12 protein-coding genes, 3 tRNA genes and 1 rRNA gene are annotated in these 12,918 nt (G+C 58.7%); 7 read left to right on the top strand and 9 right to left on the bottom strand.

What is annotated here, in order from left to right; all coding sequences use genetic code 11:
• Window positions 1-216: 216 nt before the first annotated feature.
• The 4 genes from IPK17_RS12285 to dnaX all read right to left on the bottom strand — a co-directional run bounded on the left by IPK17_RS12285 (window position 217) and on the right by dnaX (window position 4,826).
• Window positions 217-1,702: ribosomal RNA gene (locus tag IPK17_RS12285) — 16S ribosomal RNA — on the bottom strand.
• Between the two features lie 561 nt (window positions 1,703-2,263).
• Complete coding sequence (recR, locus tag IPK17_RS12280; protein WP_343417981.1) at window positions 2,264-2,866, bottom strand: recombination mediator RecR; 603 nt, start codon at window positions 2,864-2,866, stop codon at window positions 2,264-2,266.
• 4 nt (window positions 2,867-2,870) lie between these two features.
• A complete protein-coding gene (locus IPK17_RS12275; protein ID WP_343417980.1) occupies window positions 2,871-3,248 on the bottom strand; it encodes a YbaB/EbfC family nucleoid-associated protein in 378 nt (125 codons plus the stop codon).
• A gap of 15 nt (window positions 3,249-3,263) precedes the next feature.
• Complete coding sequence (dnaX, locus tag IPK17_RS12270; protein ID WP_343417979.1) at window positions 3,264-4,826, bottom strand: DNA polymerase III subunit gamma/tau; 1,563 nt, start codon at window positions 4,824-4,826, stop codon at window positions 3,264-3,266.
• A gap of 105 nt (window positions 4,827-4,931) precedes the next feature.
• Here dnaX and IPK17_RS12265 point away from each other — a divergent pair, with 105 nt between their 5' ends.
• Window positions 4,932-5,117, top strand: coding sequence for a twin-arginine translocase TatA/TatE family subunit (locus tag IPK17_RS12265; RefSeq protein WP_343417978.1), 186 nt, complete (start codon window positions 4,932-4,934; stop codon window positions 5,115-5,117).
• A gap of 73 nt (window positions 5,118-5,190) precedes the next feature.
• Here IPK17_RS12265 and IPK17_RS12260 read toward each other — a convergent pair whose 3' ends face one another.
• From IPK17_RS12260 to IPK17_RS12250, 3 genes are all read right to left on the bottom strand, one after another.
• Complete coding sequence (locus tag IPK17_RS12260) at window positions 5,191-5,643, bottom strand: DnaJ family domain-containing protein (protein ID WP_343417977.1); 453 nt, start codon at window positions 5,641-5,643, stop codon at window positions 5,191-5,193.
• A 145-nt stretch (window positions 5,644-5,788) separates the two neighbouring features.
• Window positions 5,789-6,763 carry a lamin tail domain-containing protein gene (locus IPK17_RS12255; protein WP_343417976.1) on the bottom strand — a complete coding sequence of 325 codons (975 nt, stop codon included), beginning with the start codon at window positions 6,761-6,763 and terminating at the stop codon, window positions 5,789-5,791.
• A 75-nt stretch (window positions 6,764-6,838) separates the two neighbouring features.
• Window positions 6,839-8,854: an ArnT family glycosyltransferase gene (locus tag IPK17_RS12250; RefSeq protein ID WP_343417975.1), complete on the bottom strand. Its 2,016-nt coding sequence runs from the start codon at window positions 8,852-8,854 to the stop codon at window positions 6,839-6,841.
• Between the two features lie 196 nt (window positions 8,855-9,050).
• Here IPK17_RS12250 and IPK17_RS12245 point away from each other — a divergent pair, with 196 nt between their 5' ends.
• The 5 genes from IPK17_RS12245 (at window position 9,051) to IPK17_RS12225 (ending at window position 10,531) form a co-directional block, all read left to right on the top strand.
• A complete protein-coding gene (locus tag IPK17_RS12245; RefSeq protein WP_343417974.1) occupies window positions 9,051-9,530 on the top strand; it encodes an NYN domain-containing protein in 480 nt (159 codons plus the stop codon).
• A gap of 77 nt (window positions 9,531-9,607) precedes the next feature.
• Window positions 9,608-10,246, top strand: coding sequence for a hypothetical protein (locus tag IPK17_RS12240; RefSeq protein WP_343417973.1), 639 nt, complete (start codon window positions 9,608-9,610; stop codon window positions 10,244-10,246).
• A 2-nt stretch (window positions 10,247-10,248) separates the two neighbouring features.
• Window positions 10,249-10,323: transfer RNA gene (locus IPK17_RS12235), tRNA-Pro, on the top strand.
• A gap of 50 nt (window positions 10,324-10,373) precedes the next feature.
• Window positions 10,374-10,445, top strand: a tRNA-Gly gene (locus tag IPK17_RS12230).
• A gap of 11 nt (window positions 10,446-10,456) precedes the next feature.
• Window positions 10,457-10,531, top strand: a tRNA-Met gene (locus IPK17_RS12225).
• A gap of 81 nt (window positions 10,532-10,612) precedes the next feature.
• Here IPK17_RS12225 and IPK17_RS12220 read toward each other — a convergent pair.
• The gene (locus IPK17_RS12220) at window positions 10,613-10,897 is read right to left on the bottom strand and encodes a YkvA family protein (RefSeq protein ID WP_343417972.1); all 285 of its coding nucleotides are present in this window, start codon (window positions 10,895-10,897) and stop codon (window positions 10,613-10,615) included.
• A gap of 55 nt (window positions 10,898-10,952) precedes the next feature.
• A complete protein-coding gene (locus tag IPK17_RS12215; protein ID WP_343417971.1) occupies window positions 10,953-11,798 on the bottom strand; it encodes a thioredoxin domain-containing protein in 846 nt (281 codons plus the stop codon).
• Window positions 11,799-11,963: 165 nt separating this feature from the next.
• Between IPK17_RS12215 and rsgA the strand changes: the two genes are divergently transcribed.
• Window positions 11,964-12,908 (top strand): ribosome small subunit-dependent GTPase A, encoded by a 945-nt coding sequence (gene rsgA / locus IPK17_RS12210; RefSeq protein WP_343417970.1) that lies wholly within the window; start codon window positions 11,964-11,966, stop codon window positions 12,906-12,908.
• Window positions 12,909-12,918: the final 10 nt, after the last annotated feature.

Raw genomic sequence — 12,918 nt, 5'->3', positions numbered from 1 at the left:
ACTTGCTCTTGATCTCGTCGTTTCCCATTTGCGTTATTGAGTTGTTAAGGTGCTTCCAGTCGCTCTGAGCGCTTCCGCGCCCTGAACAACAGAACTGTGAGACGAAGAGATCCTTCATTGAAGAGGGTGGAGCAAATCGCGTTTTGACCGGAGTGTTCCGTGTCATTTGTCTTGCTTTGGGCCTTGCCTCTCGGCGTCAGCCCGTTTGTTTCTCAGAAAGGAGGTGATCCAGCCGCACCTTCCGGTACAGCTACCTTGTTACGACTTCGTCCCAGTCACCCGCCCTGCCTTCGGCGGTTGCCCCCTCGCGGTTGGCTCTCCGACTTCAGGCATGACCAGCTCCCATGACGTGACGGGCGGTGTGTACAAGGCCCGGGAACGTATTCACCGCGCCGTGGCTGATACGCGGTTACTAGCAACTCCGGCTTCATGCAGGCGAGTTGCAGCCTGCAATCCGAACTACGATCGGCTTTGGGGATTGGCTCCACCTCGCGGTCTCGCAACCCACTGTACCGACCATTGTAGCGTGTGTGTAGCCCCGGATATAAAGGCCATGCTGACTTGACGTCATCCCCACCTTCCTCCTGCTTCTCGCAGGCAGTCGGGCCAGACACGTGTAACTGACCCCGGGGGTTGCGCTCGTTTTCGGACTTAACCGAACATCTCACGACACGAGCTGACGACAGCCATGCAGCACCTGTAGACGCTCCTTGCGGTCGCTCAGCTTTCGGCTCGCTACTACGCCTATGTCAAACCCGGGTAAGGTTCTTCGTGTAGCCTCGAATTAAACCACACGCTCCGCTGCTTGTGCGGGCCCCCGTCAATTCCTTTGAGTTTTAGTCTTGCGACCGTACTCCCCAGGCGGCAGACTTATCGCGTTAGCTGTGGCGCCCCCTCCCTTGCGAGAGTGGACATCCAGTCTGCATCGTTTACGGCTTGGACTACCGGGGTCTCTAATCCCGTTCGCTCCCCAAGCTTTCGTGCCTCAGCGTCAGTTGGGACCCAGGACGCCGCTTGCGCCTCTGGTGTTCCTCCGGATCTCTACACATTTCACCGCTCCACCCGGAATTCCACGTCCCTCTATCCCACTCTAGTCCCACAGTCTCAAGCGCGTTTTCCCGGTTGAGCCGGAACCTTTCACACCTGACTTATGGCACCGCCTGCGCACGCTTTACGCCCAGTAACTCCGGATAACGCTCGCCTCCTACGTTTTACCGCGGCTGCTGGCACGTAGTTAGCCGAGGCTTATTCGCCACCTACCGTCCGTTCTCGTCAGTGGCAAAAGGGCTTTACAACCCGAAGGCCGTCATCACCCACGCGGCGTCGCTGCATCAGGGTTGCCCCCATTGTGCAATATTCCTCACTGCTGCCTCCCGTAGGAGTCTGGGCCGTGTCTCAGTCCCAGTGTGAGGGATCATCCTCTCAGACCCCTTACGCGTCGTTGCCTTGGTAGGCCTTTACCCCACCAACTAGCTGATGCGCCGCAGCCCCCTCTTCAGGCGTCTTGCCCCTTTTCTCTCTGGTCTCTACAACCCGGGAGCTTATCCGGTCTTAGCGTCACTTTCGCGACGTTATCCCAGACCCAAAGGCAGGTTAGCTACGTGTTCCTCACCCGTGCGCCACTATCTTGCGATCGTTCGACTTGCATGTGTTAAGCACGCCGCCAGCGTTCATCCTGAGCCAGGATCAAACTCTCCGTCAGTGTTTGACTTGCTCATCTCTTCGTCTTCACAGTTCTGTTGTTAAGGTGCGTGTTTCGCACTCAGCGCGTTGCTGAATGTGCTAGAAGGATACCAACCCCTCCTGAACCTGTCAACCCCTTTTGCACCCCGTTTTCAAACTTTCTTCAAACTGGGTTGCGATATTTGGGATATCTGGTTTTCAAGGTGCGGCGCTGGATTTCTCTCTAGCGGACGGGGAGTATACACCTCGAAAGTAGGGGTGTGAAGGGTGAGTTTCGTCAGAATCGCACCAGATCGCGCGCGGATATCGCAAGGTGGTGCACCATCTGACCAATAACGCGGCTTTCATCTATATGAAGAAGGTAAAGGCATCAGCTTCGCCCCTAAAGCCCGGCGTCCATTTTCTATCGTAGGGACAAGGCGCGCCTTGCCCCTACCCCGTGCGGATGGTCCCTAAGGGAAGCCGCTCGCCCTTCTATGAGCGGAGAGGGATGGGGTGACGCCATTCAATCAAGGAGGAGCAGAAAACAAACAGGGCGCACTGACGTGCGCCCTGCTGAGCCTTCGACTATTCGCTCAGGTTACAGCTCGCTGCGACCTTGCAGCGCCCGCATCAACGTGACCGAATCGGCGTACTCGATGTCACCGCCAACCGGGAGACCGCGCGCGAGGCGCGTCATCTTGACGCCCTTGCCGAGCAATTGCTCACGGATGTACATGGCGGTCGCGTCGCCTTCGTAGCCGGGGTTCGTCGCGATGATCACCTCGCCGATGCCGCCGTTATCCACGCGGGCGACGAGTTCGCGGATTTTAAGATCATCGGGGCCGACCCCGCCGACCGGATTGATCACCCCGTGCAACACGTGATACACGCCCTGATAGCTGGACGTGCGCTCGATAGCGAGCACATCGAGCGGCTCCTCCACCACCGCGATCAACCGTTGATCCCGGTGCGAATCGCCGCAGATCGGGCACGGATCGGTCGTCGTGATGTTGTAGCAGATCGAGCACATGCGCGTGAGCGTCTTCAGGTCGCGCAGCGCATCAGACAGCACCAGCGAGACTTCATCGGGCGACCGCAGCAGGAAATACGTCAGCCGGGAGGCGGTCTTGGGACCCACCCCCGGCAGACGGGAAAACGCTTCGATCAATTTGGTGACGGGTTCGGGAACGGCTTTGCTCACAGCATTAACCGAGCAGACCACCTAAGCCGGGGATGTTGCCCAACCCGCCGGTGATCGACTCCATGCGCTGTGCGGCCATCGTCTGACTCTTCTCAATCGCCTCGTTGACGGCGATCACCAGCAGGTCTTGCAGGTCGGTCGCCCATTCAGAATCACTCGTATCCAGCCCTTCCGGGTTGATGGTGATCGACTGCACGCGCTGATGCCCGGTGATCACGACCGTGATCAGGCCGCCGCCCGACTTGACTTCGACAGTTTCGGTCTCCAGTGCCTGCTGCGCCGCAACCATATCTTCCTGCATCTTTTGCAGTTGGCGCATCATCGCCGCTTGATTCCCTCCACCGGGAATGCCACCACCGGGGAGACCACCACGCTTCTTCATCACAACCTTACTCCTTTAACGCTTATTCACAGGTCGAATTTCCGCGCCCAACTCACGTCCGGTTGCCAGCAGCGGATCGTCGGCGAGATTCACAGCCGCCGCGGCTTCATCATTCAGCTTGTTCATGTCGCTGACTTTGACGACTTGCACATGCAGGCGCACTTTGAACAGATTACTCAGCGCCTGTTCCACGATCTTCTTCTTCTCAGGATAGGGATAGATGCGGTCGAAGTACACCTGATTATCGGTGCAGATGAAGACCGTGTTGCCATCGACACGCAGCGCGCGGAAATACCGCATCACTTCCGGGCTGGTCCGGTGGATCTTGCCCATCGCCTGCAAAACCGCATCCCAGCGTTCGTTGATCACGGCGGCGGGGACGGCGGGCGGCGATCCCGGCGGCTGCGCGGGCGCTTCCGGCTCGGCGGGTTCGGCGGCTGCCGGCGCGGCTTTCTTGGCGACGACTTGAATAGGCGCATCCTCGACAACGTCTGCCGATGTGCGCAGGCTTTCGATCAGCGCGAGTTCCAGCGACAACTGCGGCTGCCAGCCACCTTTGTAGTTATTGACCGCTTCATTAAACGCGCGAATCGCCCGCACGAGCACGGCGCGCTGAATCTGCGCCGCCTGTTCGGTGTACATAGCGCGGTCTTCGTTCGAGGCTTCGACCAGCTCCGCGCCCGCCGTCTGCGTGAGCAAAATGCAGCGCAAATGCTCGACCACCTGCTGGCCATACTGCCGCGGATCGGTTCCGGCATCAATCGCGCTGTTGATCACGCGCAGGCCGCGCCCGGCATCCATTTCGATAATCGCCGCAACCAGTTCTTTGACGGCGGCGAGGTTCGCCGTGCCAAGCACGCGCTGCACCAGTTCCGCCGTGATCAGCGCCTGCGGATCCGTCACGATCTGGTCGAGCAGGCTGATGCTGTCACGCATGCTGCCCGTGCCCTGCCGCGCGATCATTTCGAGGGCGGCGCGTTCGGCTTTCAAGCCTTCCGAGGTGATGATCCGGTCAAGCCGATCCGCGACTTCGCGCACGGTGAAGCGGCGAAATTCAAACTGCAAGCAGCGGCTTTTGATCGTCGCCGGGACTTTGTCGATTTCAGTGGTTGCCAGCACGAAGACCGCGTGATCCGGCGGTTCTTCAAGCGTCTTGAGCAGCGCGTCGAAGGCATTCCCTGTAAAGCGGTGCACTTCGTCGATGATATAGACTTTGTAGCGGCCTTCCCCGGGCGCAAAGGCGATCTTGTCGCGCAGGTCGCGCACATCGTCGACGCCGGTATGCGTCGCCGCGTCAATCTCAATCAGATCGAGAAACCGTCCCTCGTTCACCGCGACGCACGTCGAGCATTCGTTGCACGGACGCGCATCCGGATCAGCGTGCAGGCAGTTGAGCGCCTTGGCGAGCAAACGCGCCGTCGTCGTTTTGCCTGTGCCACGCGGGCCGCTGAACAGGTAAGCGTGACGGACGCGCTGAGTCTTGAGCGCATTGCGCAGCGTCCGCGTGATATGCTCCTGACCGACAAAATCCTCAAAGGCTGTCGGTCGCCACTTCAGATAAAGTGCTTGTTCAGGCAAGGTGTCACCTCTCTACACATGGAGTCTATCATCGATTGGAGGGTGTTGCCAATCTAAACGGTGCTATAATGATGTGCTGTCTGTTAGAGGAAAAGGTAGAGCATCATGAATTTACCCGGTGGCCTGGAACTGATCATCATTCTGGTGATTGTGCTGCTGTTGTTCGGTGTGGGGCGCGTGTCGAAGATTGGCGGTGAACTGGGGAGCGCGGTCGCGAACTTCCGCAAGGGTCTCCAGACCGGCGGTCAGGACAAGTCGGCGCCCGCCAATTCTGAAGAACCCAAGGCGTAAATCAAGTAGACAGTGATCAGTTCACAGTAGACAGTAACAACGGCTGCTTTTACTGTGAACTGTCAACTGAAAACTAAACACTCAGTTTTTGCAGTTCCCGCTCGAAGTCGAACATGGATTTGTGCGCGACTCCCTGCGGGGCTTTGAGATTGAAATTGAGCGCCTGCCGATTCAGCGCCTTGCTGGAGTCGCGCAGCGCCGTTAGCGTAGTCTGCCACGCCGCGTCAACTTTGATGCGCGTCTGCTCCGGTTGCTCGGAACGGGCCGCGTCATTCAGCGCCCCGCGATAGCGGCGCAGGGCTGCGCGCATCTCTGCCAGCAGCTTATCCCGCCCCGCATCGACATCCTTGCCCGCTGCGATCCAGTCGGGCGGCAAATCATTGTCTTTGAGTATCTTGTAGGCTAAACGGAGTTCGGCGGGCGTGTGCGGATCGTCGTTCAGTTTGAGCGGCTTGCCCGCCCCCGGCAGATTGTCGAATTCGCCCTTCTGCATGGCGTCCTTCAGAATGTCATCCATCAGCGACATAGATCCGTCCTCCTATGTCTCTAACCTCAGCCACGGATTTGCCGGCAACCTCACCCTAAATCCCTCTCCTAGAGGAGAGGGACTTCACTCCCCTTCGCCCTTGGGAGAGGGGCCGGGGGGTGAGGTTTGCCGGGCTGCGGCGGTTTTACGGCACTCTAAACGTCGACTGGACGCGCCCTTCGCGATCACTGAGCGTTAGCGTTGCGCCGGACACCCAGACCGCCGTCTGGCGATCCCAGTATTTGGCGCTCGGCGTGTCATCTCCCGTGCGGGTGTAGACCACCAACCGCCCATTGGTGAAAAAGCGTTGATCGGCGAAGGTATAGGTGTTCTCCCCGCCGTCGCTCAGCGTCCACCCGGAGAGATCAACGACCGCGCCGTTGTTCTGGATCTCGACGCCTTCAGTCGTGATGTCGCCCGCGCCCATCACGCGCAGAATGGCGACCTGCGCATTGACCGCGGTCGGCGGCAGCGTCGACGTTGGCGTGTTGGTCGGGGCAGCGGTGGCGCTCGGCGGGACAGTCGCACTCGGCGGCGTGCCTTCGGTCGCGGTCGGCGGCAGTGTGGGCACCACAGCAGCCGTTTCGGTCGCGCCGACCGTTTCGGCGGTGAGTTCGCAGCCCGGCAGCGGCACGATCAGCGTCTGGCCGAGCTGCAGCAGACTGGCGGTCACATCGTCCAACCCATTCACCGCCATCAGTTCGAAGCCATCCACGCCGTATTCTTCCGCAATGCCGAACGGCGTATCCCCCTCCTGAATTTCATAGAGGATACAGTTGTCGGGCAGCGCCGTCCCGGCAGTCGCCTGCAAAAGCTGACTCGATTCGATCAACGCTGGGTCAATCGTCGGCTGCGCCGGGTCAAAGGTCGCATCGATCAAGCCCGTGGGCAGAGCAGCCACGCGCGGCGTCCCGGGCAGCGGCGTCGTCGTGATAATGAAGGGCGTCTGCGTGAACTGGTTGGGATTCGGTGTCGCGGTGATCAGCACGGGTACGGTGATCACGACCTGGCTCTGTTCTGCCGGACGCTGCGAATCGTTGAGTGTAATGACGGCCAGCACCACGACGAGCGAGACGATGACGTTCAATAGGATGAAGGCGATCTGCCCCAAGCGCCGCATAATAACCCTCTATTCAGTAGTAGGCTTCGTCACAAAGCGTCTGTGAACTTTAGCACAATGCCGGACTCAACGCAATCACTTCCATGTGTACAGTGTGTAGCGGACTTCATCGGTCCACACGGGCGTCAGATAATCTGCAATCATCTGCGGGAACAACCGATCCTGATCAGCGTGATGCGAAACGTTCAGGTAGAGATCGTAACCCGAATGAAAGAACAGCATATAATCATCCCCTGATTCGCGGAATTGCGCGAATACTTCTTGGGGTGTCGCGCCGTAAAGCTGGGGACGTGCCCAGTGATCAAACAAGCTGTCGGGGATGCAGGTCACGGTCGATGGACAGTAATAGGTGCGCGGCTCCCACATCAGCCGCACCTGTGATCCGGCGGGTAGTGTCGCCAGGTTTTGCAGCGCGCCGTAATACGCACCCGTGTTGGTGTACATAAAATCGTCGAGCGCAATTTGTCCGGTGAGATAAGCAGCGCTCTGCTCACGGGTGAAGGTTTGTAGTTGCTCGCTGAAGCCCAGCGCAAAGGTCAGGACAAAGGCGGCGCGCACCATCCAGTTGATATCGAGCGGCTTTTTGGGAAAGTTCGCCAGACCGGCGAAACCGAGCGATCCTGCAACCGCAAAAGCGGGCAGGCTCATCACCATGAGGCGTGTCTGCATCCCGGTGATTGACCATGCCGCCGTCACCATCCAAAACGCGATCAAGGGGAGCAAAATCGTCAGACTGTCTTTTGCAAACTGGCGTGCCCGTTCGTCGAGACCGCGCCAGACCAACGGCAGCAGCAAAAATGCCGTCAGCAGCCAGACTCCCGTCGTGAAGCCGAAGCCGTCGGTGTTGTCCTGCCCGAAGATCGTCGCGGCAATCGGTACAATCGGAACTTGCCAACCGTTTCCCGTGGCGATCAAACTGCGGTCGGCAAAACTGAATGCTGCTGCCCGCCCGGCATCCCAGTTCACGCCGTTGAAGAAGAAGGGATAGACCGGGTTGCCGTACAGCACTGTCCCTTTGACCGCCCACAGACCGAATGTCAGCACCGCGGCGACTCCCAGAATCAAGCCGTTGCGGACGATCTCGCGCGGCTCGTGCCGGAGCAGATACACGCCGACGGCCAGCCCCAGCGCGGCGGTCGTATATTTGACGCCCATTGCCAGCCCGATGATCACCCCCAGCAAGACGATCCAACCGCGCCCATGGGTTTCCCGCCAGCGCACAGAAGCGATCATCGTCAGCGCGCCGAACAGCAGTGTCCCCAAATCCACATATGACCAGCCGAACAGCGCCCACAAGTTATAGGCACTGAGCAGCAGCAGAATCGACATCCACGCGGCAGCATGGCCCGCAAAGCGCCGCATCAGCCCCGCCACGCCGATCAAGCCCAACAGCCCGAGCCCCCAATGGAGCGGCGCGGCAGTCGTATCCCTTCCGAACAGCCCGATCGCCACGCCATAGAGCATTTCGACATTTTGCGAGAGGCCAAGATAGTAGTTGTCGGGATGCGCAAGAATACGTCCATCCCGTAAATAGCGCGTCGGCGCTACCAGATGGTAGGTCATACCGTCCCAGTGGGTTGGCGGCGTGAGCGCCATGATCAGCGCCATGACCAGCAGTACCCCCGTGAAGATCACGGCGAGGGTGATCGTCATGTTCTCCAACCGGATCGAGCGGAGCAGGTCACGACCATCGCGCAGCCAGACGATCACCTGATGGCGCAGCAGAACCAGTGCGGCGACCAACCCAACGCCGAAGACAACTCCGCGAAATAGGCCGACTAAACCCAACGCCAGCACGATCAGCGCCAGCGCGCCCAAACCGATGCCGCCTTCCAGCGCGAAGCGTTCAGCGCGGGAAGGCATATCCAACCGGGAGAGCAGCAGTCGCCCGAGTCCGCCCGCCGCCGCAAAGATCACACCGACGGTGAACAGATCCAGCAGCGCGCCGCCCAGCCGCAGCGCGGAGTCAGGGATGGCGCTCCCCGGCTGAATATCGAACGGACGATGCACCCAGTAGTAAGCGGTCAGCAACCCCGCCATGCCAACGAAAATGATGAGCGCGCGTAGGAGCGTACCGATGTTTTTCCGCATAGTGACTCCCAAGCCTTGGGATAAGGTCGATGGATAAGATGAAGCACGTTTAGTGTAACCTCATCCCCTCGTGCGAAAAATGAACAAGTTAACGTTTGCACAGGGAAAATCAAATCTCGCGGCACCTGGGCTTTTTGGCTTTGAACTTTGCCCCCGGTGTTCATTACAATAGGCGGCAAACGACAGGACAGCGCCTATGTACTTGATTGACGGACACAACCTCATCGGCCAGATGGAGGATATCTCCCTCTCTGACCCCAACGACGAAGCCAAGCTCGTGCAGAAGCTGATCGGCTTTTCGGCGCGCATGAAGAAGAAGTGCGTCGTCATTTTCGATCGCGGGATTACGGGCGGCAAGTCGCGTATGTCCACTGCGACCGTCGAGGTGGTGTTCGCCGCGGCCAACACCGACGCTGACCGGATCATGATCGGGCGGATCAAGGCGGCGCGTAACGTGCAGGAATGGGTGGTCGTCTCGAATGACCGCGTCGTGCTGGATGCGGCGCGGATGCGCAAAATGCGGGCGATCAAGAGCAAAGACTTCGCGCAGCTCATTAAGCCCGCGCAAGCCCCCAACAAAGACGATGTGCTCGACAAGGACGGGCGCAGCAGCGAAGTCTACCCCTCGCCCGCCGAAGTCGAAGCGTGGCTCAAAATTTTCAGCCAGCGGAAATAAGTTCGTTGACAGATCACTACAGTCTCCTATAATACTATGTATTGACTGTTGACTCGACTCCTACTAAGGCGCTAGCTATGGCACACCGCTATGATCATCTCCGTGAGAAAGCCATCAAACTGCGGACTGAGCAGAACATGACGATTGATGATCTGATCGAGTGCCTACAACTTCCCAGAGCAACGCTTTACTATTGGATCAAAGACATACCCATTCCCCGCACTCAAAAGCAGACGCTTGACCAACGCCGAAAAGCGGATTTGATTCGACAGAAAGCGGCGGCAGTTCGTCAACAGTGGTATCAAGAAGGTGCAGCGGAGGTGCAGTCCCTGCTGCAAGATTTGACTTTTCGAGACTTCGTCGTCCTGTACATGGCGGAAGGCTATAAGCGGAATCGCAATGTAGTGAGTTTCGTGAATTCCGATCCACATATGGTGAAAATAGCAAATAAGTGGATCAAGCAGTTCGCTACCAATAAGCTGGCCTATCGTTTGCAGTACCACACAGATCACGATGTTGATGAACTCAAAAATTATTGGGCTGGAATTCTTGGAATAGAACCTGCTATAATCTCAGTAATGCGCAAGTCCAACAGCAATCAGTTGGCGGGTAGAAAGTACCGTTCCGTTTACGGTCTGCTGACAGTATCAACCGGAGATACCCAGTTCCGGTCAAGGTTGCAAGCTTGGATCGACCATATTAAAGCGCAGTGGTAAAACGGGGTGTGGCGCAGTCTGGTAGCGCGCTCGCTTTGGGAGCGAGAGGTTCATCGGTTCGAATCCGTTCACCCCGACATTAATAGGTTGAATTTGAGGCGTGGCTCTGCTAGAATGCCTCACACGTGCAGGTGTGGTGTAACGGTAGCACTTCACCCTTCCAAGGTGACTGAGAGGGGTTCGAATCCCCCCACCTGCTTTTTGTTTTCTGGGCGTGTATTTCAATGGCAGAAAAACGATCTCATAAATCGTAAGTTGCCCGTTCGAATCGGGCCGCCCCCACCAAAAAAGCCCGCTCGGGGCTTTTTGTTTTTGTAGGGACAAGATCTGCGGTTTCCAACACAGCGGACGCGATAAATCGCGCCCCTACACCGTTCCCTCGGTGATTTGTCGCCGTGCCTCTTCGACCACTTCGCGCGGGATCAAGCGCAGCGCCAGCCACACCAGCCCCGGCACAATCAGCAGATCATCGAGTTGACCTAACACGGGAATGAAATCGGGGATCAGATCAAACGGCAGCAGCAAGTAGCCAATGGCTGCGCCAAGCGCGATCTTCGCGGGGAGCGGCGTGCGCGCATCCGCCAGTACCAACCGATAGACAGCGATTTCGCGTTTGATCTGTCTGGTGAACGCGCGGATGCGGTCAAACATGTGAGGCGTCAACCTGCCCCTCTCCCGTAGGAGAGGGGTTCGGGGTGAGGCTGAACTAATTCGTACCGGCGGTGCTGGTCGTGGCGGCGGCGAGTTCGGCGTCGAAGCGCAATTGGAACTGCGAATAGGGCTGCGCGCCGATCAGCGGCTTACCGTTGATGAAGAAGGTCGGCGTACCACCGACGCCGAGCGTCTGCCCATCCTGATAATCCTGCACAACTTCGTCAAGATGCTGCTGCTCGTCCAAACACGTCGTGAACGTCGCCGTGTCCAACCCCAGCTCGGTCGCATAGCTGATGAACTGTTCGCGCGTCAGCACATTCTGGTTCGAGTACACGCGGTCGTGGAATTCCCAGAACGCGCCCTGATCATGCGCGCACTCGGCAGCTAAGGCGGCGACCAGCGATTCCTGCGAGAGGATCGGGTAGTCGCGGAACACATAGCGCACTTCGCCTTCATAGGCAGCGAGCAGCGGTTCGAACGTCTCTTCAAAGTGGCGGCGGCAGTACCCGCAGCGGAAATCACCGAATTCAACAATCGTGATTGGCGCGTCTTCCGGCCCGACGAACGGATCGCCTTCAGTCGACACCGTGTACACGGTATTCTCGTTCAAGCCCTGCGCGGTGGCGGCGGTATTCTGCGGCACAGCGGCGACGGCGGTCGCGACCGCGCTGTTGATGATCGCCTCGACCTGCGTCTGATCGATGCCTGCGCTCGATTCCATGCGCTGCGCAATCACCATCCCCATAATCGCCCCGATGACGAGGCACACCAACCCGACGACGATATAGTTCAGGGTGGCGGGCTGCACGGTGACAACCGGAGTCGCTGGGGTGGGAATCGGTGCAGTTTCCGGGATCACAGGCGCTTCGTTAGGAGTGGGATTCAAATCATTTTGCACGTTAGAAAAGCCTCTCGTCTTCCAAGACGTTCCTTATCATAGCACAGACGCGGCGGCGTTTTGAAATAATACGTGCTGATCAAAAGCTGTAAAAATGATGAATAAGCATCGGAAACTAGGGAATCTGTGTAGAATAACAACAGTGTTAGACATGAGGGGGAATGCTTGGATCGACAAGGTTTGGTGGTCAAAGAGCAAAGCGGATTCTTTTGGGTGGAGGTGGATGAAGGCACCATCTATATGTGCCGCTTACGGGGGAAACTGCGTGAAGACGCGCAGGCTTCCGACATAGCCGCGATCGGCGACCGGGTGCAGATCACCGCGTTTGAGGATCTGACGGGCGTGGTCGAGGCCGTCGAGGAACGCCACAGCGTGATTTCCCGCGCGCTGCGCACCGAAGGCAGCCGGGGCGCTGGCTCACCGGAACGGGAACACGTCATCATCGCCAACGCCGATCAGGCGCTGTTCGTCTTCGCCGCCGCGCAGCCCCCGCCCAGTCTCAAGCTGCTCGACCGCTTCCTCGTCGTCGGCGAAAAATCCGGCATCAGCGACCTCATCATCGTCATCAACAAAATCGACCTCGCCGACCGCGCCGAAACGGAAGAACGGTTCGCGCCCTATATCACGCTGGGCTACCCGGTCATCTACACGAGCGCGCTGGAACGAATCGGCGTGGACGCGCTCACCGACCGCTTGCGCGGTAAGATTTCCGTGTTCACCGGGCCGTCGGGCGTAGGCAAGAGCAGTCTGCTCAACGCCGTCGAACCGGGGCTGGGTCGCGCCGTCAAAAGCGTGAGCGGCTTCAGCGAAGAAGGCGTGCACACCACGCGCGACAGCGAACTGGTCAAACTGGCGGTGGGCGGCTATCTCGCCGACACACCGGGGATTCGCACGCTCAATATCTGGGACGTCGAGCCAGAAGAGCTGGACGCCTATTTCCGCGAGATCGCGCCGTATGTGCGCGAATGCCGCTTCCGCGACTGCCATCACCGTCAGGAACCGGGCTGCGCCGTGCGCCGCGCGGTCGTCGCTGGCAGCATCCACCGCTCACGCTACCGGAGCTACGTCAGTCTCCGCGAAGAGCTCGAAGAAGCATACGCAATCAGCTAAGGATTGACCA

The organism is Candidatus Flexifilum breve (assembly GCF_016713355.1).
Note: the sequence above shows the minus strand (reverse complement) of the source record. Positions and strands in the feature narration are given on the sequence as shown.

Coding starts and splice junctions, on each gene's coding strand:
- IPK17_RS12275 (WP_343417980.1), bottom strand. CDS start 3,248: ATGAAGAAGCGTGGTGGTCTCCCCGGTGGTGGCATTCCCGGTGGAGGG.
- IPK17_RS12265 (WP_343417978.1), top strand. CDS start 4,932: ATGAATTTACCCGGTGGCCTGGAACTGATCATCATTCTGGTGATTGTG.
- IPK17_RS12260 (WP_343417977.1), bottom strand. CDS start 5,643: ATGTCGCTGATGGATGACATTCTGAAGGACGCCATGCAGAAGGGCGAA.
- IPK17_RS12255 (WP_343417976.1), bottom strand. CDS start 6,763: ATGCGGCGCTTGGGGCAGATCGCCTTCATCCTATTGAACGTCATCGTC.
- IPK17_RS12250 (WP_343417975.1), bottom strand. CDS start 8,854: ATGCGGAAAAACATCGGTACGCTCCTACGCGCGCTCATCATTTTCGTT.
- IPK17_RS12245 (WP_343417974.1), top strand. CDS start 9,051: ATGTACTTGATTGACGGACACAACCTCATCGGCCAGATGGAGGATATC.
- IPK17_RS12240 (WP_343417973.1), top strand. CDS start 9,608: ATGGCACACCGCTATGATCATCTCCGTGAGAAAGCCATCAAACTGCGG.
- IPK17_RS12220 (WP_343417972.1), bottom strand. CDS start 10,897: ATGTTTGACCGCATCCGCGCGTTCACCAGACAGATCAAACGCGAAATC.